The following is a 25,718-nucleotide window of genomic DNA, read 5'->3' as shown; positions in this document are numbered from 1 at the left end:
CCTCATACGTCGTCGAGGGTGGCGGAGGCCCGGCTCATCCGTTCCAGGACCCGGAGCAGGAGCAGGCCCAGCAGGATGTAGACGGCGGCCTTGGACAGCTCCCAGCCGAGCAGGCCCGCCACCCCGCTCTGTTCCGCGAGGGCCCGGCGGGCCGCCTCGATGCCCTGGGTCATGGGCATCGCGTGGCCGATGAGGGCGAGCCGGTCGGGCAGCCGGTCGAGGGGGATGTTCACCCCGCAGAGCAGGAGCAGGGCGTACAGCACCACGTTGGAGACGAAGGTCGCCTCGCGGGTGCGCAGCCCGATCGCGCCGATGACCAGTCCGCAGGCGCTGCACGACAGGGCGGTGACCAGGACGGCGGCGGTCAGGCCGGGCAGGGCGGCGGCGGGGATGACCACCCAGCCGAGGGCCACGCCGAAGGCGAGCATGAGCGTTGAGGTGAAGGCGCCGATCAGGACGGCCGGGACGATCCGGCCGCTGAACATGACGGCGCGGTTGGCCGGGCTGGCCAGCAGCGCGTTCAGCGTGCCGCTGTGGCGTTCGCCCTGGATCGACATCGATGGCGCGAACAGGCCCGCCATCGCACAGGAGATGAGCGCGTTGCCCACGACGTAGTAGGCGACCGGGTGGGTGCCCAGGTAGCGGCCGAGGTGGGCGAACCAGATCAGTTGCACCACAGGTACGCCGATGACGGTCGGGATGAAGGCGGAGGGCCGCAGCCATCGGAAGAGGGCGAGGTGGGAGCGCCAGCCCGCGACGAGGAAGAGCCGGAGGGTCACTGAAGGGCCAGCGTGCCGCTGGAGCGTGCCATCCACTCGAACCTCCTCTGCAACAGCAGGGTGAGGGCGCCGTAGACGGCGGAGAGCAGCACGCACATGCCGGCCGCGCGGGCCGCCCCGGAGGTGCCGAGCGCCGCGCCCTCCAGGGCCTTGACTCCCCAAGTGGGCGACAGGCACCAGGAGATGACCCGGACGGGCTCGGGGAGAGTGGAGATCGGGGCGAGCATGCCGCTGAGCATCCACACCGGGTACTCGAAGAAGTTGGCCAGCGACTGGGCGGTCGGGTACAGGATGAACGCGGAGGAGAGCAGCAGGCCGAGCATGCCGAGCGCGAGCACGGTGGCGGGCAGTGCCAGCAGGAACAGCGCCGGGTCGGCCAGGTGCAGGGGCATGTCGAACAGCAGGGCGCTCCACGCGAGGGTGGCCGCCAGACCGTACACGCCGAGGGTGGCGGTGGCGAGGGCGAACGGCAGGGTGATGAAGAAGGTGGAGCGGGGGCTGGCGACCAGCGGTTCGAGGACCTGCATCCAGCGCAGCCGGTTGATGGCGTTGCCGGAGCCGAGGAGGGTGGAGGACCACATGCCCATGAGTCCGGCGCTCAGCGCGACCGAGACGGGGGCGATGTCGCGCTCGGAGCCGTCGAGCATGTAGAAGGCCAGCGAGGCGCAGATCAGCGGCAGGAAGACGGCGAGGAAGACGTAGAGGCGGGTGCGGACGAGCTGGCGCAGTTCGAGGCGCCAGGCGCGCAGCAGGTACCCGGCCGTCGCGCGGGGGCCGGGGTTCGTCGGCGACGCCGTCACCGGGGCGCTCCCGAGATGAGGGAGACGTAGGCGTCCTCCAGGGTGGGTTCGCGCTTGAAGACCTGGAGGACGGACACCCCGCGCAGTTCGGCCAGTACGGCGGCGGTCACATCCGTCTTCAGCCCGCTGTGGACGTCGAGCACCTGGCCGGCGTCCCGGTCGGACAGGCTCACCGACTGGATGCCGGGCAGCGCGCGCACCCGGGCCACGTCGTCCTCTCCGGCGCCGTTGAGGTGCACGGTGAGCACGACCTGGCCGTCGGTCTGCTTCTTCAGGGACTCGGGGGTGCCCTCGGCGATCTTCCGGCCGTCGCGCATCACCACCACGCGGTCGCACAGTTCGTCGGCCTCGAACATGTAGTGGGTGGTGAGCAGCACGGTCCGGCCCTGGTGCACCTGTTCGCGGACGAGGGTGCGCAGTTCGCGGGCGCCGACCGGGTCGATGCCGTTGCTCGGCTCGTCCAGGATGACCACGTCCGGGTCGTGCAGCAGTCCGCGCGCGATGTGCAGCCGCTGCTTCATGCCCCGGGAGTAGGACTCGACGCGTTTGCGCGCCTCCCCCGACAGGCCGACCATGTCGAGGAGTTCGGGCACCCGCCGCTTCTGCTCCCGGTACGGCAGCCCGTACAGGTCGGCGAAGAGGAGCAGGTTGTCCCGGGCCGAGAGACGGGCGTACAGGCCCTGGTCGCCGCCGAGGATGACGCCGGTGAGGCGGCGCACGGTCTGCGCCTCGGCCACCACGTCGTGCCCGAGGACCCGGGCCCGCCCCGAGGTCGGCAGCAGTACAGTCATCAGGATCTTGACGGTGCTGGTCTTGCCGGCTCCGTTGGGCCCGAGCAGCCCGACCATCTCGCCGCGCTCCACACGGAGCGACAGACCGTCGACCGCACGCTTCACCCCGCCCTGGGGGCCTCGGAAGGTTCGGGTGAGGTCGTCGACGGCGATGGCGGACGCTGATTCGGAAGCCTGCATTCGCACCTCTTACGGCCATCGCATTGTGGCCATCGGACGAGAAGAGGGATCCAGCAATTCCACAGCGACCCTAAATCCCTGCCGGATCTTCCTCAATGAACACCGGCCAGGTTGTCCGAAACTGCCCCCGTCATCCAGGTGCGTTCCAGGTGAACGACGTACCACACACCAGGAGTTGGCCCAGATCACGCCTTGTCACGCCGTTGGGGGCGGGTTAGGCTCCGCCAATCCCTCGCGATTCTCACGGTTTTCCGCGAGTCACCGCCGAATTCCTTCCGGCCAAAGAAAACCGGGCGTCCTCCCGATTTCCGAAAATGGCGTCAGAAAGGTGTGACCATGCCGCCGGAGCACGATCCGTGGGCCCGCTGCACACCCGCCGACCGGGCGGTGATCGACGGTCTCCAGGGCGAGTTGACGCCCGTACGGCCCGACGAGGTCCTCCGGGAGCTGCACCGCCGGTACATCCAGGGCGGCTCGCGCATCGCGCTGACCGACGGCGACCGTGACTGGTCCTACGACGAGTTGGGCCGGTGGGTCCTCGGCCTGCGCGCGGCGCTGGCGGAGCGGTACGACACCGGAGTCCTCGGCGTGGCGATCGACCGCTCGGCCGAACTCGTCGCCGCGGTCCACGCCGTGGCCCTCTCCGGCGGCGCCTACTGCCCGCTGGGTACGACCGACCCGGTCGCCTGGCGCCGCTCGGCGGCCGAAGTCGCGGGCGCCGCAGCGGTGTTGGTGGCCGGGGAGAGTGAGGATTTCGCCGAGAGTTTCGACGTACGGCCGGGGCGTGCCGTGTCCGCTGGAGGCGAGCCGGTTGCGGTCGGCGCCGATGCCGTGGCCCAGGTCATCTTCACCTCGGGTTCCACCGGGCGGCCCAAGGGGGTCGTCTGCACGCACCAGGGGTTCGCCAACCGGATCCGGTGGATGCAGCGGGCCTTTCCGCTCACCGAGGACGACCGGGTGGCGCTGAAGACCCCGGTCACCTTCGACGTGGCCGGATGGGAGCTGTTCTGGCCCCAGTACGCGGGGGCGCGCGGTGTGGTGATCCCGCCCGAGGAGCACACCTCGCCGGAGGCGCTGATCGCGACCTTCGCCGAGCACCGGGTGACGGTCGCCCATTTCGTGCCGTCGATGCTGCGGCTGTGGCTGCGGGCGGACGGCGCCCGGCGCTGTCCCGAGCTGCGGCTGGTGTTCTGCAGCGGCGAGGCGCTGACCACCGACCTGGTCAAGGAGTTCGCCCGGCAGTCGGACGCCGAGCTGCACAATCTGTACGGTCCGACGGAGGCGTCCATCGACGTGACCCATACGCGGGTGGATCTGGCGCCCCGGGACCCGGTCCCGATCGGGCGGCCCATCGACAACACGCGGGTGTACGTCCTCGACCGGGACGATCTGGTCTGCCCGGTCGGTGAGGTGGGCGAGATCTGTCTTCAGGGGGTCGGTGTCGCGGCCGGATATCTCGGCGGCGACCAGGGCCGTTTCTCCCCTCTGGGGCCCGAACCGCCCGCGGGCTGGCGTACGTTCCGGACCGGCGACCTCGGCCGGTGCACCGCGGACGGGCAGATCGAGTTCTGCGGACGGCTGGACGCCCAGGTGAAGATCAGGGGGCAGCGCGTCGAGCCCGCCGAGGCGGAGAGCGCGCTGCGGGAGCACGCGGCGGTCGTGGACGCCTGTGTGGTGCCGTACCGGAGCGGCTCGGGCCGCTGGTCCCTCGCGGCCCATGTGGTGCTGCGGCCCGATCACGAGCTGCTGGATCCGCTCGGGGCACTCATGGGCCATCTGGCGGACCGGATCCCGAGCCGGTCGGTGCCGGCGCGGATCAGCGTCGTGGAGGAGCTGCCGGTCGGCAGGCACGGGAAGACGGACCGGGGTGCGCTGCCGGGGCCCGGTCGTGGGCGGCCGGAGCTGGCGACCGCGTTCGAGGAGCCGGTGACCAGGCTGGAGATGCTGATCGCGGGGGTCTGGGCGCATGTGCTGGACCTCGACGAGGTCGGCCGGTGCGACGACTTCCACCAGTTGGGCGGCGATTCACTGGCCGCCGTGGAGATCTCGTTCCTCGTCGCCGAGCGGCTCGGCCTGGACTCCGACGACGATCTCGTCGCGGACATCCTGCTGGACGGGGACACGGTGGCGAACGCGGCCCGGGCGGCCGTCGCCGGAGGGATCGACGACGGCCCTCTGTGATGGCCCATGAACGAATGGCCCGGTAACGGATGGCCCGTACGCGGATTGATGCCCCGTCAGCGGCGGATCACGCCGTTGCTCCCGCCCCGGAGCACCGGCTCGCCGTGCTGGTTCTCGATGACCAGCTCGAACTCGACCGCCACGCCCGACCGGGCCTCGCCGAGCGCGGTCACGGTGACCTTCGCCTCGATGGTGTCGCCCGCCCAGACCGGCTTGAGGAACTCCCAGTCCATGCGCCGGGCGATGAAGTGCAGCCGGCCGCCGACCTTGGTCGCCAGGGACGCCGTCAACAGCCCGTGCGCCATGACGCGTTCGGCCTGTCCGGCCATGTGGTGGCGCCCGGTGTCCCCGACCAGGGCGGCGAACGCCGCGATGTCCGCCTCGGTGATGTGCCGGGTCTCGCTGAAGCAGCTGCCGACCTTGAGGCTGTCCACATCGATCGGGCGGTCGTCCTCGGTCTGCGCCATGCTTTTCCTCGCTCCCAGCTCGTGGTCGGGTCGTTCGTACGGTATCGGCCGGGCGTCCGCCGCGGCCGCCTCGCTCAGCGCACTGACCGGATCGCGTGCACGAAGTCACCGAGGTCGGCCACCGAGGGTTCGCCGGGCTCGTCGACGAAGCCGCGGACCAGGCGGACCAGCGCCTCATAGGCCTCGGTGTGGTCGTAGGAGGCGGCGTCGGCGACCTTCAGCGACCAGCGCCAGTACCCGGTCATGGTGTCGGCCAGCGGCATCCGGAATGACGCGATCACGTCCTTGAGACCGGGCACGGCCTTGGCTCCGTCGCGGGCGAGGTAGGCGCCCACGAGGGAGCTGTAGAAGGCGAAGTGGCGGGCCTCGTCGCGGGCCAGCCTGCCCAGCAGGTCACGCAGGAAGGGCTCGCTGACGGTCTCACGGAAGCGCTGGTAGAACAGTTGCGTGGCCTTCTCCTGTACGAGGGTGTAGGTGAAGGACTGCAAAGGGTGGGCGTAGGGGATGGTGAACTCCTTGCGGCCCTCCTCGGCCAGCTCCCGCCACAGCTCCTCACGAGTGGCCATCTCCGTCTCGACCTGGTAGCGGGTGAGGGCGGCCGCGTGCCGCTCCTCGTCGGAGGCCCAGGCGACGAGAAAGCGGAAGTACTCCCGGTTGAACCCGAAGCGCTCCAGCTCCAGTTGGGCGCCCGCCATGGGGAACGCCTGGAGGAAGTGGGCGAGATAGCCCGGGATGTGGTCCTCGACGAGGGTGATGAACCGGACCGCCGAGCGGTCGACGTCGGTGAGCGCCTCGGGCCGCAGGCCCGTCCAGTCCAGGTCCTGGAGCGTCCAGGAGCGGTCCGCGGCCCGGGACACCGCCTGGTCCACCAGCTCGTGCATGGTGCCGGGCGGGAGCAGCTCCGTCATCGTGGCGCCTCCTGCGGTCCCAGCCGTGACTTCAGCGCGGTGAAGGCGTAATGCTTGGTGGTGTAGCCCCAGCCGGCGTGCGCGGTGCGCAGATAGCGCAGGAGGGGTTCCGTCATCCCGGGGGCGGCGGCCTCGATGCGGTCGCGGTGGGCGAGGGCCCGGCGCTCCCACTCCTCGATGGTGCGGCGGTAGTGCGCGGTGAGGTCGTCGAGCGAGGTCAGGCTGAAACCGGCGGCCTCGGTGGCCCGGACCAGCTCGGAGAGCGGGACCATGTCGGCGAAGCCGAACACGGTCCGGGTCACGTGCCGGGTGCCGGGCCTGCGGTCGAACTCCTGGTAGGTCTCGGCGCTGCGGAAACAGCTCTCGGACAGGTACAGCCTGCCGCGCCGGGCCATGAGGTCGTACGTCCTGCGCAGGACCGCTTCCCGGTTGGGCATGTGGACGATGGAGCCGAGCATGGTGACGGCGTCGTAGCGTCCGGTCAGGTCCTGGTCGGTGAAGGAGCCGACGCGGACGTCCAGCAGCTCGGTCAGTCCGCGGCGCCCCGCGAGGTCGCCGATGTAATGGGCCTGCGGGGCGGACGGGGTGACCGCGGTGACCCGGCAGCCGTACTCCTGGGCCATGAACAGGGCCAGGCTGCCCCAGCCGCAGCCGATGTCCAGCAGCCGCTCCCCGCCGGTGAGGGCGAGCCGCTCGGCGACGAAGCGCAGCTTGGCGGTCTGGGCCTCCTCCAGGGTGGCGTCCGGGGTGCGGTAGAGGGCGGAGCTGTACTTGAGGCGTGCGTCGAGGAACGCCTCGAACACGGCCGGGGGCAGCTCGTAGTGCTGGTTGGTGGCCTGCCGGGCCTGGTCGGGCCCGATGTCGACGGCGCCGGTCACGCCGGGTCCCGGTCGGTGAGGTCGCGGACGACGAGTTCGGCGAGCTCCTGCGGGGTGCGCACCCGGAAGACGTCCTCGTCCTCGAACTCCACGTCGTAGATGCGCTCGACCTGGGCGACCACCCGCAGCAGCCGTACCGAGTCGGCGCCGGGGAGGTTCTTCAGGACGGTGTCGGCCTCCACCGTCTCGGTCTCCAGGCGGAGTTCCCTGCCGACCTGCGCGCGGATCTCGTCGACGACGGCGCTGATGGTGGGCAGGGGGGTGGGGTCGGCGGCCTGCTGGGACATCGTCATCCAATCGCGTGGTCGAAGTAGTGGGCGAGGCGCTCGCGGTCCTCGGCGGGCAGGCCCATGTGGTCGGCGGCCTGCTGGGAGCTGATGGGCTGGTAGGCGGCGCTCGCCATGACATGCGGTTCGCCGTCCGGGGCGAGGACGTCGGCCTCCGTGTGCACCACGCCGTTGCCCTCCCGGCCGATCCGGGCGACCGCGCGATAGGGGCACCGGGTCCGCAGCGGCCGCAGGAACTTGGTGCGCAGGGTGACGGAGAACGCCAGCATGCCCCGGTCGAGGGCGATGAGGTCGCCCATCACCTCGTCCACGAGGGCGCTCACGATGCCGCCGTGCACCACGCCGGGGTAGGAGGCGTACTCGTCGGTGAACGTGACGTCGGTGGCGAGCCCTCCGTCGTCGGTACGGAACATCTCCAGGGCGAGCCCGATACGGTTGCGCGGGGAACAGCCGAAGCAGCGGAACGTGGGCTCGTCGAGCCAGGGCAGCTCGACCCGCTCGCCCATCAGCCGGCGTCCGTGGGGGCGGTCAGGTCGGCCAACACCCGCCTGATGTCGCGGAGTTTGGCGATCGGGCGGCCGGACAGCTCGGTGAGGGTGTCGAAGAGCCGGCGGTGGATGCGGTCCCACTCGCTGCCGTCGTCGACCTCGGCGAAGTACCGGAAGACCTCGTCGATGGTGATGTGCCCGACCAGTTCGGGGAGGTCGCCCTTGAACTTGCTCACCGGGTGCTGGTACTTGCCCTTCTCGTCGGCGAGGTAGACGTAGAACACCTCAAGCACCGAGGGGAGTTCCTCGGGGCGGTCACCGAGCCGGCGGGCGGTGTAGTGGATGAACTCCCGTGCGTGCCGGGCCTCGTCGCCGCTCGCCCGCTTCATGATCTTCGCCAGTACGGGTTCCGGGGTGACCCGGCTCACGCACTTGTACATGTGGTTGGTGGCGATCTCGGAGATGACGTTGGTGGCGAGGGTGGCCGACGGGGTGACCCCGGGCGGGTAGGGGGCGCGCATCGCGTTGATCTGCTCGTAGCCCACGTCCTCCCCCGCCAGGCGCAGCCACTTCTTGAAGGCGAGGTGATGCTGGAGCTCCTGGTAGCCCCACAGGCAGACGAAGGCGGAGAAGTCGTAGTCGTCGACGAACTCGTTGAAGAAGCCGTGCTGGGCGGCGACCGAGTTGGACTCCCCCATGACCGCGCCCTTGGCGAAGGCGATGTGCTCGGGGCGGACCAGATCGGGCCGGAAGGCGTCCCAGGGGATGTCCTTCAGCTCCCAGGAGGCCTCCTGGTAGGCCGGGAAGACGTCGTAGCTGTGCAGGGGCTCCGCCGACGGGTCGCGGGCCTGTTCGATCCGTTGCGGGGTGGTCATCGCGGTGTCCTCCGTGGGGTTCGGTGCGCTGACGAATCGGTCGCCCCGGTCTGTTCCGCGATCCGCTCACGGGTGAGGGCGCGCTGCCACTTGCCGCTGCTGGTACGGGTGAGCCAGCGCGGTTTGACGAGATGGACGCGTACGTCGGTGAAGTCCATCTCGCTCTCCACGCGGGCCCTGATCTGCGCGGCGAGTTCGGCCCGGTCGGCCTGGGGCACGGCCTCCACCACGACCCGGACGACTTCGCGGCCGTCGTCCTCGACGTCGGAGAAGGCCACGCAGCGCTGTCGGTACACCCCGGGCACCTGCTGGGCGGCGGCCTCCACGTCGTCGGGGAAGTAGTTCTGGCCCCGGACGACGACCATGTCCTTGCGGCGGCCGGTGACATAGAGGTGGCCGTCGAGCCGGAGGCCGAGGTCGCCGGTTCTGAACCAGCGTCCGTCGAAGGCGGCGGCGGTGGCCTCGGGGTGATTGAGATAGCCGTGGGTGACGGGCGGTCCGGCGATCTGGATCTCGCCCGACTCCCCGGGGGCGCAGGGCCGTCCGTCCTCGGTCATCAGCCGCAGCTCGATGCCGTGCACCGGATGGCCCACGGACACCAGGTCCTTGGCGCCCGGGGCGTCGGCGGCCACCGGCACCGCGCGGCGGCCCGTCGCCAGCGCGGTGCGGTCGACCGTCAGCACCCGCACCGGGCTGCCCGGCACCGGGAAGGTGATCGCCAGCGTCGCCTCGGCCATGCCGTACGCCGGGTACATCACGCCGTCGCCCACTCCGGCCGGTGCCAGGGCGCGGGCGAACCGGCGGGTGGTGGCGGCGCTGACCGGTTCGGCGCCGTTGAAGGCGAGGCGCCAGGCGGACAGGTCGAGCCCGGTGATGAGTTCCGGTGGGGCGGCGTCGAGCATCTGGTCGTAGGAGAAGTTGGGGCCGGTGATGACCGTGCCGCGGTGTTCGGCGAAGTAGCCGAGCAGGGCGGCGGGTCGGCGCAGGAAGGCGATGGGGTTGAAGACGTGCACCTCGGCGCCGTTGAGGAGGTGGGAGACCAGTCCGATCAGTCCCATGTCGTGGAAGACGGGCACCCACTGCATGAACACGTCGTCGGGGCTGAAGTGGCCGGAGACCACCGAGGCGTGCAGCCCCGCGGCCATGGTGGCCTGGGTGAGCTGGACGCCCTTCGGGGCGCTGGTGCTGCCGGAGGTGAACTGGACCACGGACAGAGCGTCGGGGTCGGTCGCGGGCAGCGTGCGTTCGCCGCCGGTACCGGTGGCCTTCGGGTCGATGAGGACCAAGCCGGGGAGTTGGTCGGTCAGCAGCTTGCCGACGTTGCGGAAGGCGGGGTCCAGCACCAGGTGCCGGAATCCGGCGGTGCTGATGATCCGGGCGAGTCTGCGGGCCATGCCCGCCTCGTCGCCGAAACCGGCCGGCACCGGCAGGATGCTGACAGCCGCTCCGGCGCGCTGGACGCCGAAGAAGACGCTGAGGAAGGTGGCGTCCGTGGGCATCAACAGGCCCACGACACAGCCGGGTCCGACCCCGTGGGCCATCAGGCCCCGAGCGCTGCGCAGCGATGCTTCGTCCAGCTCCCGCGCGGTCATCCGCTCGTCGGTGCCGGGGAAGGTGACCGTCGCCGACGGAGACGTCCGGACGTGGGCGGCGAAACAGGCGGTGAGTGTGTCCCCGGAAAGCAGTGCGGGCCTCAAGGCGATCCCTTCCGTCGTCCCGATGAGCCGCCGCTCGCGTGGTGGTTGAGCTTTGCATCGCCTTCCGGCGCCGGTAAATAGGACCAACGTCCCGGTCCCCGGCGGGAGTTCACCCGGCGGCGAGCACGTCGAGCAGGCGTTGCGGGCTCAGCCTGCGGTACACCGGCCGCGCGTCGGCGGGCGCGCAGACCGCGGTCAGCAGACCTCTGCTGCACTCCCGCCACACCCGCAGCCGGGGCAGGTCGGTGCCTTCCACGCCGACCCAGACGCTGCCCTGCGCGCCTCGGCACAGCCGGTAGTCGCGCAGCCGGACGGACGGCCTGCGGAACGCCTTCACGGCGGCCTCCTTGCAGCTGATGCACGCCGTCGAGCGCAGCCCGGGCCGCCCGCCGGGCACCGCGAGCTCCTCCTGGGGCAGCAACACCCGCCGCAGCAAGACGTCGTTGCGCGGATCCACCGGCTCGACGTCGACGCCGAGCGGCTCGGCGCCCGGCATCGCCGCGCACACGGCCACGGACCCGGTGTGGGAGAGGGACACGCTCGCGCCGCGTCCCGTCGGGCTGGGGGCGCCGTCCGGTGCCGTGAGGATCTGCACGCCCCGCTCTCCCGTGACCAGCCGGAGCGCCGCCTTCCCGGTCAGCCGGGAGCGGACCCACTCCCTGCGGCGCGCGGGCCCCGGCAGGACGGCGGCCTGGGCTCGCTCCCGGCGCCCCAGCAACTCCTCGGGCGCCTCGCGGGAACGCCAGTCGCAGCTCAGCACGAGAATCGGAACGCGCGGCACGGAGGTCACGGCCCCGACCGTCCCAGGAACAGAATGCGGCGACAAGAGCACCGAGATCGAATTCCCGCCAACTCTCTTGTCGCTGACTTGCCTTGATATTCCAGGGTGGCTTGCGCGACAATCCCCTCGTTGCGCAAAAAGTGCCCGAGGAGAAGACTTGGACTTATCCACGAGCAATCTGACGCGCCGAGAGCTGGACATTCTGCGGCTCGTGCCCAAAGGGATGAGCAATCGAAAGATCTCCAGAATTCTCGGGATCTCCGAAAAGACCGTCAAGAACCATCTCTCCACCATCTACGCCAAGATCGGCGCCACCGGCCGTACCCAGGCCGCGCTCTACGCGATGCGAGCGGACCAGGTCGCGGTGGTCCCCGTCCGGCCCCCGGAGGGCGGCGTACGGCGGCTGACGTCCCGGGAGACGGACGTGCTGCGGCTGATCACCGAGGGGATGAGCAACCGCAGGATCGCGCAGAATCTCGCCATCTCCGAGAAAACCGTCAAGAACCATCTCAGCGCGATCTACACCAAGATCGGTGCCACGGACCGCACCCAGGCCGCGCTCTACTTTCTGGACGGCCGTTCCGACGACGACGTCGAAATCCCTTGAACAGAACCCTATGGGAAGCCGGGCGCCAAAAAGCGCCCGGCTTTCGCTCTCGGGTTCAGCCGAGTTGGCTCTCCTCGACCTTGACCTCACCGAGCTTCTGGAACCGCTTGTAGCGGATGGCCGGGGTGTTCACGTTGACCCGGATCGCGAACACGTCGTCGCTCTCCTCCCGGGCCGCCTGGGCACAGGCCTCCAGGTCCGTGGTGTACGGGGTCTCCTGGAGCATGCGGGCCAGGTGGGAGGTGTTGGCCACCATGAAGCGGATCAGCTTGTTGGTGTGGAAGTGCCGGTCGCCCTTGCCCTCGATGTAGCCGGGGCCGGTGCCGGCCGGGCCGAGCCAGTACGCCGCGGCGTTCGGCGGCACGCTGTAGCCGAGCCGTCCGAGGTTGTTCAGCACGGTGCCGGCGACATGGTGGGCGCCGTCCTCGTTGCCGCACATGAGTAACCCCGCGACCTTGTTGTACAGCGGGAACTGCTTGGTGTCGCCGTTCAGCTCGTCCATGAGGTTGAGCTTCTCGAGGATGACGTGGGCGGCGGAGGTGCACATGTTGAGGGTGATCGGGGTGGCGATCACCAGGATGTCCGCCTCCCTGATCTTCTCCAGCAGCCAGGGCCACTCGTCCTCTCGGCGCGCCTTCTCGCCGGCGTTCCAGTCGTCGTAGTCGTCCCAGTACTCCTGCTCGATGTCATGGTCGATGACACGGACGACCTCGGTCTCAATCCCTTCCTTCTCATAGAGGGGGACCGCCTTGTCGATGAGTCCCTGGGTCTGCGAGCGGCTGGGTGACCGGCGCAGAGTGGTGTTGAGAATGAGAGCCTTGAGAGCCATTCTTCTCGTTCCTTCCCGTAGCGACTGGTTCGACTTTCAGCGGAGTGCGGGCGTGGCTCGCCTCACTCCTTGGGCAGGTAGTCGTTGGTGTAGGCCTGTTCGGCAGGGATCTCCTTCTTGATCAGGCCCGTCTCCTTCATGAAGTCCGCCATGCGGCTCCAGGTCTGCGGGTCGCTCTCCCCGAGCCGTCCACCGCTGCCGCGGATGAGGGGCGCCGACGCCTTCAGCACCGCCAGCGCCGAGGCCTCGCTCTTGGCGTCCTTCAGCGTGGGGATGTGGGCGCGGCTCAGCTCGATCGCTTCCTCGGGGTTGGCCAGGGTGAACTCGACACCGCGCAAGGTGGCCGCCACGAACTTCCGTACATCGTCGGGGCGCTTCTTCAGGAAGCTGTCGGAGGTTCCGATGCCCGACGAGATCAGGGGGGCGCCGTCGGTCCCCTCCGCCAGCCGGACGGCGCGTACGTCCAGGCCCGCCTGCTCGAACTGGACCTGGTCGTTGTTGACGAAGCCCATCACTCCGTCGACCCGCTTGGCGGTGAGGGCCGCCTGCTGGGTGTAGCCGATGGACTTCACGTCCACGTCCTCGGTGGTGAGCCCGCCCTCAGCGAGCAGTGCGAGCAGACCGAAGTAGGTCTCGCCGTACGGTCCCGGGACCCCGATGGTCTTGCCCTTCAGACCGGCGGCATCGCTGATGGAGGAGTCGTCCCGGACCAGCAGGGCCACCGGGTAGTTCTTGTAGAGCGTCATGACGTTGACGACCGGAATGTCACCGGCACGGCCCTGGACGATCTCGTCGCCGCCGGCGATGAGGAGGTCCTCCTTGCCCGCCTTCACTCCGCCGAACAGGTCCTCGCTGGCGCTGTGGTGATGGAGCGTCACATCGAGTCCGGCGTCCTTGTAGTAGCCCTTCTCCTCGGCCACGTAGAAGGGCGCGAACTGGATGTTCGGGATGTAGGTGAGGCCGAGCGTGAGCGAGGTGGTGCCGCCTCCGCCTGCGTCGCTCTTGTCGTCGGCGTTCGGTTCCTCGGCGCAGGACGCGAGGGTCGTCGCCAGCAGGGCTACGGCGGCGGCCGCGGTGACGAAGCGGCGGCGCGGGACGGCGGATCCGGTGACAACTCTCATGGACTGAGCTCTTTCTGATGGCACGTCAATCCGGTTCTGAGGGCAGGGGTAGGGGAGGTGTGCCGCGCCGCCGCGGCGTTGGGTCACCAGCGCGCCCAGCGCTCCAGCAGCAGCATCAGGCCGTAGAAGCAGGCGGCGAGGAGGGTCAGGACGCACAGGGTGGCGAACAGGCCGACGGTGTCCGCCTCACTGCGCTGGACGGTCAGGAGCTGGCCGAGGCCGTCACCGCCGACCACGAACTCGCCGACGACGGCTCCGGTGACGGAGAGGGTGAGACCGGCCCGGATGCCCGCGAGGGTGCTCGGCAGGGCGAGCGGCCACTCGATGTGCCGCAGCATCTGCACCCGGCCCACCCCGTCGACCCGTGCGGCGTTCATGACGTCCGGGTCGATCTGCCGCAGCCCCACGACCGTGCTGACCAGGATCGGGAAGAACACCAGCAGGGCGCAGAGGACGGCGATGGGCAGCAGCCCGTAGCCGAACCAGAGGGCGAGCAGCGGGGCGAGCGCCACCGCGGGCACCGCCTGGGAGGCGGCCACATAGGGCTGAAGGGCGGCGGCGGCCACGCGGTTGCGGGCGATGAGGTAGGCGAGCGGGAGGGCGACGGCCAGACCCAGCGCACTGCCCGCGACGCTCTCGGTCACGGTCTGTGCGAGGTAGTCGAGCAGAAAACCGTCCTGCGATTGGCTTACCAGCTCCTTCGCAATGGAATAGGGAGTGGGCAGGAAGAATGTGGAGACGGCGCCGAAGCGGGTTACGGCGTCCCAGAGAGCGACCAGGAGCAATCCGAGCAGGAGTGGTGCCAGGATGCCGATACCGCGGCCATTTGAGCGGCGCCGCGATTTCTGTCTCCCGGTACTTTTCTCCGGGCCGATCGATCGAGCGCTCTCGGACTCGTCGGCTGTGACACTCTCTTGGTTGTCTGCTTCGGATCGCGACGTGTCGCGCGTGGCACTTCGTGGGAACACTCAACCGTCCCTGGCGAATGCGGATCAAGTTGCGCTCCACGCAAGTTAGTCCACTCGGAGGGATACTCGCAACGAATATCCGGGTAAGAAATAAACCGGTCATGCAACCCGCTTCACCGGCAATGAGCGAATTTCCGTCACGCCCCCGGGAGGGGTCCGGCGTCCGGGCCGCCCTGTCGAATGCCCTGGCCGGCTCTCTTGCGCAACTCCTCGGGCGCGTACAGCAGCCAATACGCGTTCAAGGCGTGCGAGCCGACACGGTGGCGGCACAGCTCGGTGAGCCTGGCCGGATCCGGCTCCTCCTGGGCGTGCACGAAGACTTCGAGGATGTGTTTGCCCGTCAGCACCTGGGCGAGCATGATCCCCTGCGCCGCCTCATGCGCGCAGACCTGGTCCAGCTCGGCGCCGCCCGGCATCCCGCAGGCGATGACGACCTCGCAGTTCTCCCGCTCGATCAGCTGACGGGCGGCCACCGCGAGGTCCTTGAACCCCGGCACGGTGCGCCGGACGACCTTGAAACGGGCACCGAATCCCTCCATCCCGGCGAGCCTGCGCTCGGCGATCGATCCCATGTCGACGCGCGCGAACATGGTGTCGACGACTCCGATGCGATCCATGACGTGTCCCCTTCGCTGGTCGGTCAACTTCCTTCGGTACGGCGCTCACAGGGCCGCCGTGAGCCCCTCCTGCCGTCCGTCGTCCAGCCCGTACAGCGCGCCGCCGTGGCCGCCGACCACCCGGTTGACCCCGCCGACGCTCGCCTTGCGCACGACCTCATGGCCCCGGCGCACCAGTTCCGCCACGGTCTCCTCGGGCATCGTCTCGTCGACGTGGAGCTGCTCGGGGCGTCCGGCCTCGATGCGGTCGCTGCCGGGGAAGTAGGTCCAGCGCGGCCCGGACAGCGCGCGCAGCGGGGTGCTGTCGTCGAACAGCAGGGCCGCCGCGACCTGGGTGTTCCACTGGCACTGACCGTCGCCGCCGGGTGTTCCGCCCAGCCAGCGGACGTCCGGGCCCTCGCTGATCGTCCAGGGGAAGATGGTGTTGACGGGCCGCGCGCCGGGCCTGACCTGGTTGGCGTGGCGCGGATCCAGCGTCGTACTGCGACCCAGGCGGTTGCAGAGCAGCAGTCCCGCCTCCGCGGGCCCGACCCCCGCGCCGAAGCCGAGGCCCAGGCTCTGCACCCAGGTCACGGCGTTGCCGGAGCCGTCGGCGATGACGAAGTGGGTGGTGTCGCCGTGCGAGTAGTGACCGGCGTACCGGCAAGGACTGCGCTTGTCAGGGTCGATGCCGCGCCGGAGCCCTGCGAGGGTCCGCTCGTCGAGGGGGTCGGGCCGGGGCGGTCCGTCGGCGTCGGGGTCGCCGAGGTGGTCCAGGCGCCAGCCGAAGGTCTGGTGGACGGCCTCGGCGAGGAGATGGACTCCGGCAGCCGAGTCGGTGCGCTCGCCCTCGGCCCGTAACGCCTCGTAGAGCAGCAGGTTCTGGAGCATCAGCGGCCCCTGGGTGGGGGCGGGCGGTACGGCTACGCGCCGTCCGGCCACCTCCCCGACCAGGGCGGGGACCAGGCGGGCGGTGGTGGCGCGCACATCCTCGCCGCGCACCAGGCCACCGAGGTGCTCGCTCGACTCGCCGGTCAGTACGGCGATCCAGTCCCGCAGTTCGGCCCGGCCGGAGCGGCCCGCTCTGTCGTACAGGCGGGCGAGGCCGGGCTGGGGCAGGCGGCTGCCCACGGACTCCCGCTCACCGGCGCGCCGGTAGACCTCGTGGAACTCCGGCTGCTCCAGCACCTGGAGGTTATCCCTGGTCCAGCGCTGGAACTGGCCGGTGATCACCGCGCCGTCCGCGGCGGCCCGGGCCGCGGGGCGCAGGAGCCGGGCGAGCGGGAGGGTGCCGAAGCGCTCGTGGACCGCGTACCAGGCGTCCAGCAGTCCGGGGGTGGTGACCGAGAGGATGCCGGTGCGGGGCACGCCGTCCAGTCCGCGCTCCTCGAAGGCCCGCGGTCCGGCGGCGAGCGGGGCCCGGCCGAGGCCGAGCAGGGCGAGCGGGGCGCCCTCCCCGCGCGGGTGCAGCACGGCGGTGGCGTCGCCGCCCGGTCCCGAAGCCATCGGCATGGCGACGGTGAGGAACGCCGAGGCGGTGATCGCCGCGTCGAAGGCCGTGCCGCCCTCGTCCAGGACGCTCAGCGCGGCGAGGGCGGCGGCCGAGGAGCCGGCCGACACGACGCCCCGGCTCCCCCACTGTTGGCGATCACGGAGAATCACCCGCATGGCCACACCACCGAAGTGGGATCGACGGTCCAAAAAACCGGATGACCTGATTCTCTTGAGCGGCGGAGAAGAATGGAAGTCGCGTCCACCCGGCCGACCTTATGGAGGAACCGTGGGGGCTGTCATCACCCTTACGAGTAAGCGCTTCCGGGAGATTGGCCGAACGACGCGCCCGCTCACCTGGGCAGTTGAACGCGACTCGTCGGAACTGACCGATATGTCCGCCATATCGGACGGACCGATGAACGGTTTCACGTCAGAAATCCGACTCGTATTCTGTTGCCCGAAACCGCTTGTAACCTGGTTTGGGAAGAGGATCCGTACGCCGTGACATTTCGCGCGCCCTGAAGGAATCCCATGCCGCATATCGTCAGCCAGGCCAGCTGCACATTGCCGATTTCCGGCGGAGAGGTGAGGTTGCACGTTTTCGGCAGGGCGAGAAATGGTCCCGAGAGTGTCATTGCGGCGGTGCACCGGACCGAGCGCGCCGAGGAGTGCGCGCCCCTCGTCCGGCTGCACAGCGCGTGCGCGACCGGCGACATCCTCGGCTCGCTGCGCTGCGACTGCGGCAGCCAGTTGTCCGCAGCGCTCGACGCCGTGCTGGAGAGCGACCACGGCATCCTGCTCTATCTGCTGGACCATGAGGGCCGCGGGATCGGCCTCGCCAACAAGATCAGGGCCTACGCCCTTCAGGAGCAGGGCATGAACACCGCCGAGGCCAATCTGGCGCTCGGACTGCCGGTCGACGATCGCGACTACACCGACGCCGCCGCGGTACTGCGCGAGTTCGGTGTCGTGCGACTCAGACTCGCCACCAACAACCCCCTGAAAATCTCGGCGTTGGAGACCGCGGGCCTGGAGGTCCAGCGCGTCCCCTGGGGCGGTTTCGTCACCCCGCACAACTCCGGCTACCTGGAGACCAAGGACTATGTGCTCGGCCACCTGGGGAGCCTCGGGCCCATGACGGAACCCAGCAAGCCGCGCAGCTGACGGAGCACGACCGCACCCAGGTTCTCGCAGCTCATCCCTCGAAAGCAGGCTCCGCATGGGTTTAGCCGACAAGCTCATCGTCAACCTCTGCCCCACCGGAATGATCCCGCGCCGCGCCAAGGTCCCGGCCGTGCCGGTGGAGCCGGCCGAGATCGCGGCGGACGTCCGCCGCTGCCGTGACGCCGGCGCCTCCATGGTCCATCTGCACGCCCGCGACTCCGACGAGGAACCCACCTGGCGGCCCGAGCGGTTCCAGGAGATCTGCGACGCGGTCGTCTCCGAGACGCCCGACATCGTCGTCGTGGTCACCACGAGCGGCCGCAACTGGTCCGAGACCGACAAGCGGGCCGCCTCGCTCACCGTCACCGGGCCCGGCAGGCCCGAGATGGCCTCGCTCACCCTCGGCTCGATGAACTTCCCGACCGGCCCCTCGGTCAACTCCCCGCAGACCATCCAGGGGTTGGCCACCGCCATGCGCGAGCACGAGGTCGTGCCGGAACTGGAGATCTTCGACGTCGGCATGGCGGACTACGCGGCCTTCCTCGCCGACAAGGGCGTCCTACAGCCGCCGTTCTACGCCAACATCCTGCTCGGCTCCCTCGGCACGGCCGCGGTCAGCGCGGCGAACCTGGCCGCGGTGCTGGCCGCGCTGCCGCCGGGCGCCACCTGGGCGCTGGCCGGCATCGGCCGCTACCAGACCCGGGCGAACACCCTCGCCACGGCGCTCGGCGGACATGTGCGGGTCGGCCTGGAGGACAACCCGTACGACGACTGGACGCACAAGTCCCCCGCCGCCAACGCCCGGTTGGTGGAGCGCGCCGTCCGCATCGGCCAGGAGCTGGGCCGCGAGCCGGCCACCCCGGAGGAGACCCGGGCGATCATCGGACTGAAGCCGGTGACCCGCGAATGACGCAGGACATCGCCACCGTCCGCCGGCACCGCTGGCACGCCGCCGACTCCTACGACGAGGCCACAGGCCGCCTCCAACGCCGTAACGCCGCCCTGGTGGCCGGGCTGCACCCGGATCCCGGCGCGGTGCGCCGCGCCCTGGACGTGGGATGCGGAACCGGCGCGCTCACCGAGGAGTTGCTGACCCGGCTGCCGACGGCCGCACACGTCACCGGACTCGACGTCTCCGCCGACATGCTCCACCACGCCCGCGCCCGCACCGGTGAACAGGGCGCGGGACGGCTGGAGTTCCGGCACGGCTCCCTGCTCGACCCCGAGGCAGTGACGGGAGCCTTCGACGCGGTGTTCAGCAACGCCGCCCTGCACTGGATGTATCCGCGCTACGACGACTGCTTCACCCGCTTGCGGCACCTCCTGGCGCCGGACGGGCTGCTCTGTGCCGCGACGGCCGGACGCAGCGCGGCCACCGACGACTTCGACCGGCGGGTGGGCGCTCGGGTGCACGGGCTGCTGGGCCAGGACACCGCCGACGACTTCACCCGGCGCCGGCTGACCTGCGTCGAACTCACCGTCGTCGCCGGACGGAACGGTCTGGTGGTGGAGGATGTCTTCCTGGTCGAGCGGCGCGCCGCGGTGTCCGTTCCGGCATATGTGACCTGGTGGCTGGCGAGCGGCGGGCCCTGGCAGGCGGATCCGCCCCGGCGGGAGCGGGCGGTGGAGCTGCTCCAGGGCGCGCTGGGCGGGCCGGACGGGGAGATCGAGCTGGTGCACGCCAGCGTGTTGGCGGTACTGCGCCGACCGGTTGGTCGTGATTGACCATACTGAGGCGAGTGAGCATTCCCTCGGGGCTGCGGGGCCGGGCCCGGTCCGGCGACCGCGGCTCGGTGCACCGGCGCCTGGTCACGGCCGTCGTGGTGGACACCGTCGGCTATGGGGCGTTCTTACCGCTGACCTTCCTGTATCTGTCCACCGCCACCGACATCCCGGTGGCGGAACTCGGCGTCATCATCACGGTGGCGAGCCTGGCCGGCCTGCCGGTTCCGCTGTTCGCGGGGCACCTGGTGGACCGGCTGGGCGCGCGGCCCGTCCTGATCGCGCAGACCGTGGCGGCGGCGGTCGGATACACGCTGTACTTCTGGGTCCAGTCCTGGTGGCCGCTGCTCCTCGGCATCGTCGTCGTCACGGTGGCCGACCGCACGTACTGGGCCGCGTGGCCGGTCTTCGTCAGCGAGCAAGTGGCCGACGGCGACAGCCTCGATCGCTGGTACGCCATCGTCAACGCGGCCAAGAGCGCCAGTCTGGCCGCCGGTTCGGGCATCGCCTCGGTGGCGCTCGCGGTGAGCGGCGACGGTGGGCTCCGGGCGATGCTGGCCCTCAACGTCGCCACGTCCGTCACCGCCGGAGTGCTCTTCGTCTCGCTGCGCACCCCGCCCAGGCCGCCCGTCCCCAAGGAGACGGCGCCCGTGGGCGGCTGGCGTGCCCTCGGATCGGACCGCCCTTATCTGACGCTCACCCTGGGCAACACACTGCTGACGTACGGCTGGCTGATCTCCACCCTCGTGCTGCCGGTCTACTTGGTCCGCTCCGTGCATCTGGCGAGCTGGACGGCGGCCTTCGCGCTGATGCTCAAGATGTCGCTCACCATGCTGTTCCAGACCACCGTCGCCGCCCGCCTGTACCACCTGCGCAGAACCTCGACCGCGCTCGCGGGCACCGCGTGCTTCGTCGTCGCGGTGCTGCTGCTGGCCTGCGCCGCCGGTTCGTCGTCCGACGTCCTCGCGATGACGGTGGTCATCGTCGGCGTCGGGTTCCTGGCCCTCGGCGAGATGCTCGCCGCGCCCGCCACCACCAGCCTGGCCGTCGCCGCCGCACCCGAGGGCTCCCAGGGGCGATACGTCTCGGTGTTCCAGCTCTCCTGGACCCTGTCGTCCGTCTCCGGACCGGCGCTGGTCGGCTATCTGCTCAGCAAGTCGATGCCCGTGCTCTGGGGGGCGTTCATCGCGCTGATGCTCGCGGCAGCCCTCGTCTTCGCAGGGCTCCGCACCCGTTTCCCCACGCATGTCGACACCAAGACCCAGCCATCCACGTGAGGACCGTACGCCGATGATGTCCCGACTCCCCCAAGAGCCCGCGGCCCGCGCGAGCGCCGTGGCCGACGCCCTCGTCATCCACGCGGACCACGGCGCCCGCGAGGCGAACCCCTACTACTGGCACCGAGTCCAGGAGCGGTCGGCCGAGCTGCTGAAGGAGATCCAGTCCCACGGTGACACCGAACTGGCCTCGGCAGCCGATGAGTTGGTAGCCGACCCGGTGAGCGTCGAGGCCTGGCGCCGGGTCCGTGACCGAGTGGCGCCGGACACGGAAGCCCCCTTCGTGGACATCGCCTGCGACATCAAGGACCGGTCCCGCTTCGGCTACCACCTCGGCGACGCCTACGATCGCAGCGCCACCGCCGACCCCAACTGGCGTTCTTGGCCCGCGAATCCCCCCGCGCCCGCTTCCGTCGAGGTCCCGGCCACCCAGATCGTGATCACGTTCCGGGACCGGAGCGAGGACGGCGTGCGCGCCCGGAACCTGGTGGCCTGTCTGGCCGCACTCGCCGACCAGACGATGCCCCGTGAGCAGTACCACGTGACCGTGGTCGAGTCGGACACCACTCCGCGCTGGCGCGAGACGGTCCTGAAGTACGCGGACGAGTGGCTGTTCGCCTTCTCCGACCGACCCTTCAACAAGTCCTGGGGCTCCAACTGCGGTGTTCTGCGCTCCGCACGCCAGGCGCCGTACCTGTGTCTGCTCGACGCCGACGCCCTCGTCGACCGGGACTTCGTACGGCGCAACACCGAGCGGTTCCGGCGGGCCGGGTCGGGGGCGTTCATGTGCTTCCGGGACCTGCTGTACATGGATGCGCCCGCGTCGGCGGCCGCGGTGCGCGAGCGATGCCTCGAAGGCAAGCCCGAGGCCGACGCCGACCGGCTGCGCTGGTTCGCGGTGCAGCGCTCACCGGGGCTGTGCGTCTGGCTGCGGCGCGATGTCTTCGACTCGGTCAACGGCATGGACGAGCGGTTCGAGGGCTGGGGCCGGGAGGACATCGACTTCGCGCTCCGCGTCCAACTGGCCACCGCCTTCGACCAGTACGACGACCCGATGCTGCACCTGTACCACCCCAGCTCGGGACAGCTGAAGAACGGACAGACCGTCAACTACCACATCCCGCTGCTGTCCTGGGTGCCGACGGAGCCCATCGGCCGCCTCGAACGCTTCTCGGGCTGACATGGCCACCGACCTACGCGCCTGCGCGGTCCTGGGCTTCCAGACCGCGCTGCCCGGGGCGGGCGATCGACTCGCCGAGCTGAATCTGCGGCTCGGTGAGGGCCTGGACGCCGACGGTCTGCTGCGCTTCCAGGTGCTGGCACAGGCCACCGACGACACCCGGTTGTGCGTGTACTGGCTGTGGCGGGACATCAGTGACCGGGACGCCCTGTGGGCGGCGCCGCCGACCGAGCTGACGGACTTCTGGGCGGCGGCTCGTCCGCTCTGGTCGGCCGATCCGGATGTACGGCGCTTCGGTTGGCAACCGGCGGCGGACCGTGACTTGTGTCCACCGGGTGAGAGCGTGGCCCTGGAGGACGCGCCGCGCCCCACAGCGGAGGCGGAGGGCGTCTGGCTGCTGGACCTCGACTCCGATACGTCCGCCCTGCGCTGCCGTCCGCCGTCGGGGCCCGGTGATCCCGCCGCCTGGCGGGCGCTCGGCTCATGGTGACGGTGGGCGCCAGGGCGGGCTGTGGCTGTCGACGTACCAGTCGAAGCCCTCGGCGACCAGCGCGGTGATCAGCGGGAGGTCGATCTCCTCACCGGCGGGGCCGGGCTCGCGCAGATGGAAGGGCGGCGGGTAGAAGCAGTCACCGAGCAGCATCACCCCGGGGTCGGGGACCGCGACGACCGTGGAGTCCGGCGCGTGGCCACCGCCCACGTGCCGGACCTCGACGCCCCCGGGGAGCGTGAGCCCGTCGGTGAAGGTGCGGGTGGGCGGACGTACCACGAAGTCGTCCCAGGTGGGCATGGCCCGTGCCCGGGCCCGGAAACTCGGGCCGAGGCGTGGGTCGGCGGCCATCTCCCGCTCCATGTACTCGTGGCTCCAGGGGCGGCGGGACTCGGCTGCCAGGAGTTCGGCGCCCGTCTGATGGCCGACGATCTCCTCCACCTCCCAGGCGCAGGCGCCCCAGGTGTGGTCCCAGTGGTGGTGCGTGTACACCAGGCGACGGGCGGCGGGCAGACCGGCCCCGGCCATGGCCGACTGCACGAGCCGGGCATGGCCGGGGCTCTGCCCGGCGTCGATCACCGTGCTGCCCGCGTCGTCGGCCACCACCGCGACGCAGGGCATGACGGCGTCCGGGTCCGGATCCCCTGGGTGGATCCAGACCCGGCCGGACAACTGGCGCAACGGAGTCGGCATGCCCGCAGTCTGACAGGGGGTCAGCGGGCGAACCGCCGCCGTCGCCCCGGCTCAGGCCGCGGCACGGCCCGCCTTGAGGGCGCCCGCGATCTCGACGGTCCGGCGCGCCTGGTGGCGGGCCGCCTGGAGCTGGACGTCGCCGGGAGCACCGGCGCCGGCCACGTGGGAGCTGCCGTAGGGGTTGCCGGACTGGAACTGGATGGGGTCGGTGTAGCCGGGCGGGACGATGATGCCGCCCCAGTGGTAGAAGGTGTTGCCCAGCGCCAGGAGGGTGGACTCCTGGCCGCCGTGGGCGGTGTTGGAGGCGGTGAAGGCCGAGTAGACCTTGCCCGCGAGCTTGCCCTGGAACCACAGCGGCCCGGTGCTCTCCATGAACACCCGCAGCTGGCTGGCCGGGTTGCCGAAGCGGGTGGGGGTGCCGAAGAGCACCACGTCGGCCCACTCCAGGTCGTCATGGCTCGCGAGTTCGACATCGGCGGTGTCCGCGAGGTGCTGGACCCACTCCTGCCGGAGGTTGATCACCTCCTGCGGAGTCGTCTCCGGGACCTTGCGCAGTCGTACCTGAGCACCGGCCTTCTCCGCACCCTCGACCGCCGCCTGCGCCAGAGCGTGCACGGTACCCGTGGCGCTGTAGTAGATGATCGAGACATTGACGGAATCCGACATCGGTTCCCTTCCTTCGTCACCTGGCTAGTGTTCCGTTCATCAGGTACGACGACGCAGCCCCGCGAAGTGTGAGGCCGGCCGCGCACCATGCGGGCCGTGGGCGCCGACCTCACAGATGCAGCCGATGTCTCGTCGGACTTGACGGGGGACGAGACGACCTAGGGAGTCGGCGACACCATGACCAACGCATCCGGGGCCGAGCACAGCCGGCCCGATCCGGACCTGAGCGCGATCATGAGCGAGCGGCAGCAACTGCTCGGCCTCACCTACCGGCTGCTCGGCTCACTGACCGAGGCCGAGGACGTCGTCCAGGAGACCTACACCCGCTGGTACGCCATGACCGCGGCGCAACGGGAGGCCATCGAGTCCCCCGGCGCCTGGCTGACCACCGTCGCCAGCCGGATCTGTCTCGACCAGCTCGGCTCGGCGCGGGCCCGACGGGAACACTATGTGGGCGAGTGGGTCCCCGAGCCGCTGCCCGCGAGCACCGACTGGGTCAGCGGGCGGTGGGGCGGCGGCACCGCGGTCGACCCGGCCGACCGGGTCACCCTGGACGAGTCGATCAACATGGCCTTCCTCGTCGTACTGGAGCTGATGACCCCCGCCGAGCGGGTCGCGTTCATCCTGCACGACGTCTTCAGGTATTCGTTCGCCGAGGTGGCCTCGATCGTCGGCCGCAGCGAGCCAGCCTGTCGGCAGCTCGCCTCGTCGGCCCGCCGCCGGATCCGCGCCGCACAGCCCGACGCGGCTCCCGCGGTCGGGCGCGCGGATACGGTGCGGGCGTTCAAGCGGGCGTGGGAGGCGAAGGACATCGAGGCACTGATCGGGCTGCTGGCGCCCGACGCCACGGCGACCGGCGACGGTGGCGGTCTGGTGCAGGCCGTGCTCCGTCCGATCGAGGGCGCCGAGGAGATCGCTCGCTTCTTCGCCGGACGGATCGACGTGGTGCCCGACCTGGAGCTGCTGGAGACCACGGTCAACGGTCAGCCGGGTCTGGTCGCGCAGGTGGACGGGATGCCCGTGTCGGTGCTGGCGTTCTTGGTGACGGGCGAGCGGATCCAGCAGATCTGGTCGGTGCTCAACCCCGACAAGCTCCGTCTGTGGAGGGAGGGCTGAGTCCGTCAGGGCTTCCGCGCCATCAGCAGGTACTCGTGCGACCGGTTCGTGCGCATCGGGTCGCCGTCGTCCTTGACCGGCCAGTCGTACAGGTGGACGCGCTCGTCCCCGAGGGTCAGATGACGGCCGAGCGCCCGCGCGGCGTCCCAGGCCAGCGGCACGAACCGGTCCGCGATCCGCCGGTTCTGGACGGCGATGACGGCGTGCGCGCCCGGTCGCATCACCTGGGCGACGGCCGCGAAGGCCTCGTCGAGCGTGGCGAGGTAGACGTCGTAGTCGCGCAGCGCGTACATCTGGCCCGGGTCCGGGTCGTCGAGGTCCAAGTCGGTGCCGAAGTACGGCAGATCGCACAGGACCAGGTCGACGGTGCCGGGGTCGAGCGGGGGCTTGCGGGCGTCGCCGCAGAGCATGCGCTGCTCGGGGTGGCGGGCGACGCGCTGCCGCGCCTCCTCGGCGCGGGACGGGTTGATCTCGACGCCGACGCCGAGCCGTCCCTCGGCGGCGCAGGCCACGAGGGTGGTACCCCATCCGGCGAACGGGTCGAGGACCAGATCTCCGGGCTCGGTCAACTCCCGGATCAGCGGACGGAGTTGGCTGACCAGACCGCTCTGCCCGGCGGCCGCCTCCTGGGCGAACTCCGGGTCCTCCGCGCCGAGCACACGCCAACTGGAGATCCCCATACG

The 25,718-nt window shown here is 70.4% G+C and carries 28 protein-coding genes; 9 read left to right on the top strand and 19 right to left on the bottom strand.

Annotation, left to right across the window (positions count from 1 at the left end):
- Nucleotides 1-2 precede the first annotated feature (2 nt).
- The 3 genes from BN159_RS39650 to BN159_RS39640 are packed head-to-tail and all read right to left on the bottom strand — an operon-like array spanning nucleotide 3 to nucleotide 2,550.
- Entirely contained in the window at nucleotides 3-779 is a 777-nt protein-coding gene (locus BN159_RS39650; protein WP_041820480.1) for an ABC transporter permease, read from the bottom strand.
- Nucleotides 776-1,579, bottom strand: coding sequence for an ABC transporter permease (locus BN159_RS39645; RefSeq protein WP_015662706.1), 804 nt, complete (start codon nucleotides 1,577-1,579; stop codon nucleotides 776-778). Before BN159_RS39645 ends, BN159_RS39650 begins: the two co-directional genes overlap by 4 nt.
- The gene (locus BN159_RS39640) at nucleotides 1,576-2,550 is read right to left on the bottom strand and encodes an ABC transporter ATP-binding protein (RefSeq protein ID WP_015662705.1); all 975 of its coding nucleotides are present in this window, start codon (nucleotides 2,548-2,550) and stop codon (nucleotides 1,576-1,578) included. Before BN159_RS39640 ends, BN159_RS39645 begins: the two co-directional genes overlap by 4 nt.
- Before the next feature lie 336 nt (nucleotides 2,551-2,886).
- Between BN159_RS39640 and BN159_RS39635 the strand changes: the two genes are divergently transcribed.
- On the top strand, nucleotides 2,887-4,731 hold the full coding sequence (locus tag BN159_RS39635; RefSeq protein WP_015662704.1) for a non-ribosomal peptide synthetase: 1,845 nt from the start codon (nucleotides 2,887-2,889) through the stop codon (nucleotides 4,729-4,731).
- Nucleotides 4,732-4,787: 56 nt separating this feature from the next.
- On the opposite strand, the gene BN159_RS39630 is transcribed toward BN159_RS39635, so the two are convergent.
- The 8 genes from BN159_RS39630 to BN159_RS46610 form a co-directional block, all read right to left on the bottom strand.
- A complete protein-coding gene (locus BN159_RS39630; protein WP_015662703.1) occupies nucleotides 4,788-5,198 on the bottom strand; it encodes a MaoC/PaaZ C-terminal domain-containing protein in 411 nt (136 codons plus the stop codon).
- Between the two features lie 74 nt (nucleotides 5,199-5,272).
- A complete protein-coding gene (locus BN159_RS39625; protein ID WP_015662702.1) occupies nucleotides 5,273-6,106 on the bottom strand; it encodes an acyl-ACP desaturase in 834 nt (277 codons plus the stop codon).
- The gene (locus tag BN159_RS39620) at nucleotides 6,103-6,984 is read right to left on the bottom strand and encodes a class I SAM-dependent methyltransferase (RefSeq protein WP_015662701.1); all 882 of its coding nucleotides are present in this window, start codon (nucleotides 6,982-6,984) and stop codon (nucleotides 6,103-6,105) included. Before BN159_RS39620 ends, BN159_RS39625 begins: the two co-directional genes overlap by 4 nt.
- Nucleotides 6,981-7,277 carry an acyl carrier protein gene (locus BN159_RS39615; RefSeq protein ID WP_197541380.1) on the bottom strand — a complete coding sequence of 99 codons (297 nt, stop codon included), beginning with the start codon at nucleotides 7,275-7,277 and terminating at the stop codon, nucleotides 6,981-6,983. Before BN159_RS39615 ends, BN159_RS39620 begins: the two co-directional genes overlap by 4 nt.
- On the bottom strand, nucleotides 7,274-7,777 hold the full coding sequence (locus tag BN159_RS39610; RefSeq protein WP_015662699.1) for a PaaI family thioesterase: 504 nt from the start codon (nucleotides 7,775-7,777) through the stop codon (nucleotides 7,274-7,276). The genes BN159_RS39615 and BN159_RS39610 overlap by 4 nt, the downstream gene beginning before the upstream one ends.
- Nucleotides 7,777-8,634 (bottom strand): ferritin-like domain-containing protein, encoded by an 858-nt coding sequence (locus tag BN159_RS39605; protein ID WP_015662698.1) that lies wholly within the window; start codon nucleotides 8,632-8,634, stop codon nucleotides 7,777-7,779. Before BN159_RS39605 ends, BN159_RS39610 begins: the two co-directional genes overlap by 1 nt.
- The gene (locus tag BN159_RS39600; protein ID WP_015662697.1) at nucleotides 8,631-10,331 is read right to left on the bottom strand and encodes an AMP-binding protein; all 1,701 of its coding nucleotides are present in this window, start codon (nucleotides 10,329-10,331) and stop codon (nucleotides 8,631-8,633) included. The genes BN159_RS39605 and BN159_RS39600 overlap by 4 nt, the downstream gene beginning before the upstream one ends.
- Before the next feature lie 109 nt (nucleotides 10,332-10,440).
- Nucleotides 10,441-11,121: a 4'-phosphopantetheinyl transferase family protein gene (locus BN159_RS46610; protein ID WP_015662696.1), complete on the bottom strand. Its 681-nt coding sequence runs from the start codon at nucleotides 11,119-11,121 to the stop codon at nucleotides 10,441-10,443.
- 148 nt (nucleotides 11,122-11,269) lie between these two features.
- On the opposite strand from BN159_RS46610, the gene BN159_RS47510 reads away from it, so the two are divergent.
- Complete coding sequence (locus BN159_RS47510; protein WP_015662695.1) at nucleotides 11,270-11,719, top strand: response regulator transcription factor; 450 nt, start codon at nucleotides 11,270-11,272, stop codon at nucleotides 11,717-11,719.
- Nucleotides 11,720-11,774: 55 nt separating this feature from the next.
- Here BN159_RS47510 and rosB read toward each other — a convergent pair whose 3' ends face one another.
- The 5 genes from rosB to BN159_RS39565 form a co-directional block, all read right to left on the bottom strand.
- On the bottom strand, nucleotides 11,775-12,548 hold the full coding sequence (gene rosB / locus BN159_RS39585) for an 8-demethyl-8-aminoriboflavin-5'-phosphate synthase RosB (protein ID WP_015662694.1): 774 nt from the start codon (nucleotides 12,546-12,548) through the stop codon (nucleotides 11,775-11,777).
- A 62-nt stretch (nucleotides 12,549-12,610) separates the two neighbouring features.
- Complete coding sequence (gene ribY / locus BN159_RS39580; RefSeq protein WP_015662693.1) at nucleotides 12,611-13,669, bottom strand: riboflavin ABC transporter substrate-binding protein RibY; 1,059 nt, start codon at nucleotides 13,667-13,669, stop codon at nucleotides 12,611-12,613.
- A gap of 83 nt (nucleotides 13,670-13,752) precedes the next feature.
- Nucleotides 13,753-14,313 carry a riboflavin ABC transporter permease RibX gene (ribX, locus tag BN159_RS39575; RefSeq protein ID WP_231905678.1) on the bottom strand — a complete coding sequence of 187 codons (561 nt, stop codon included), beginning with the start codon at nucleotides 14,311-14,313 and terminating at the stop codon, nucleotides 13,753-13,755.
- A 461-nt stretch (nucleotides 14,314-14,774) separates the two neighbouring features.
- Nucleotides 14,775-15,254 (bottom strand): riboflavin synthase, encoded by a 480-nt coding sequence (gene ribC, locus BN159_RS39570; protein WP_015662691.1) that lies wholly within the window; start codon nucleotides 15,252-15,254, stop codon nucleotides 14,775-14,777.
- A gap of 45 nt (nucleotides 15,255-15,299) precedes the next feature.
- Complete coding sequence (locus BN159_RS39565; protein ID WP_015662690.1) at nucleotides 15,300-16,853, bottom strand: gamma-glutamyltransferase; 1,554 nt, start codon at nucleotides 16,851-16,853, stop codon at nucleotides 15,300-15,302.
- A gap of 405 nt (nucleotides 16,854-17,258) precedes the next feature.
- Between BN159_RS39565 and BN159_RS39560 the strand changes: the two genes are divergently transcribed.
- The 6 genes from BN159_RS39560 to BN159_RS39535 are packed head-to-tail and all read left to right on the top strand — an operon-like array spanning nucleotide 17,259 to nucleotide 22,560.
- The gene (locus tag BN159_RS39560) at nucleotides 17,259-17,891 is read left to right on the top strand and encodes a GTP cyclohydrolase II (protein WP_015662689.1); all 633 of its coding nucleotides are present in this window, start codon (nucleotides 17,259-17,261) and stop codon (nucleotides 17,889-17,891) included.
- Between the two features lie 55 nt (nucleotides 17,892-17,946).
- Nucleotides 17,947-18,801: a BKACE family enzyme gene (locus BN159_RS39555; RefSeq protein WP_015662688.1), complete on the top strand. Its 855-nt coding sequence runs from the start codon at nucleotides 17,947-17,949 to the stop codon at nucleotides 18,799-18,801.
- Nucleotides 18,798-19,616 carry a class I SAM-dependent methyltransferase gene (locus BN159_RS46605; protein WP_015662687.1) on the top strand — a complete coding sequence of 273 codons (819 nt, stop codon included), beginning with the start codon at nucleotides 18,798-18,800 and terminating at the stop codon, nucleotides 19,614-19,616. The genes BN159_RS39555 and BN159_RS46605 overlap by 4 nt, the downstream gene beginning before the upstream one ends.
- A gap of 14 nt (nucleotides 19,617-19,630) precedes the next feature.
- Nucleotides 19,631-20,890: an MFS transporter gene (locus BN159_RS39545; RefSeq protein ID WP_041820477.1), complete on the top strand. Its 1,260-nt coding sequence runs from the start codon at nucleotides 19,631-19,633 to the stop codon at nucleotides 20,888-20,890.
- Between the two features lie 13 nt (nucleotides 20,891-20,903).
- Nucleotides 20,904-22,070 (top strand): galactosyltransferase-related protein, encoded by a 1,167-nt coding sequence (locus BN159_RS39540; protein WP_015662685.1) that lies wholly within the window; start codon nucleotides 20,904-20,906, stop codon nucleotides 22,068-22,070.
- Nucleotide 22,071: 1 nt separating this feature from the next.
- Nucleotides 22,072-22,560 (top strand): putative quinol monooxygenase, encoded by a 489-nt coding sequence (locus BN159_RS39535; RefSeq protein WP_015662684.1) that lies wholly within the window; start codon nucleotides 22,072-22,074, stop codon nucleotides 22,558-22,560.
- Here the strand turns inward: BN159_RS39535 and BN159_RS39530 are convergent.
- The gene (locus BN159_RS39530) at nucleotides 22,552-23,253 is read right to left on the bottom strand and encodes an MBL fold metallo-hydrolase (RefSeq protein ID WP_041820475.1); all 702 of its coding nucleotides are present in this window, start codon (nucleotides 23,251-23,253) and stop codon (nucleotides 22,552-22,554) included. The genes BN159_RS39535 and BN159_RS39530 overlap by 9 nt on opposite strands.
- 51 nt (nucleotides 23,254-23,304) lie before the next feature.
- Entirely contained in the window at nucleotides 23,305-23,919 is a 615-nt protein-coding gene (gene wrbA, locus BN159_RS39525) for an NAD(P)H:quinone oxidoreductase (RefSeq protein ID WP_015662682.1), read from the bottom strand.
- 177 nt (nucleotides 23,920-24,096) lie between these two features.
- Between wrbA and sigJ the strand changes: the two genes are divergently transcribed.
- Nucleotides 24,097-25,035, top strand: a complete 939-nt coding sequence (gene sigJ / locus BN159_RS39520; protein ID WP_015662681.1) for an RNA polymerase sigma factor SigJ — start codon at nucleotides 24,097-24,099, stop codon at nucleotides 25,033-25,035.
- A gap of 5 nt (nucleotides 25,036-25,040) precedes the next feature.
- Here the strand turns inward: sigJ and BN159_RS39515 are convergent, their stop codons facing one another.
- Nucleotides 25,041-25,715, bottom strand: coding sequence for a DNA methyltransferase (locus tag BN159_RS39515; RefSeq protein ID WP_015662680.1), 675 nt, complete (start codon nucleotides 25,713-25,715; stop codon nucleotides 25,041-25,043).
- Nucleotides 25,716-25,718 lie beyond the last annotated feature (3 nt).

This window comes from Streptomyces davaonensis JCM 4913 (assembly GCF_000349325.1).
GTDB classification, from domain to species: domain Bacteria; phylum Actinomycetota; class Actinomycetes; order Streptomycetales; family Streptomycetaceae; genus Streptomyces; species Streptomyces davaonensis.
Note: the sequence above shows the minus strand (reverse complement) of the source record. Positions and strands in the feature narration are given on the sequence as shown.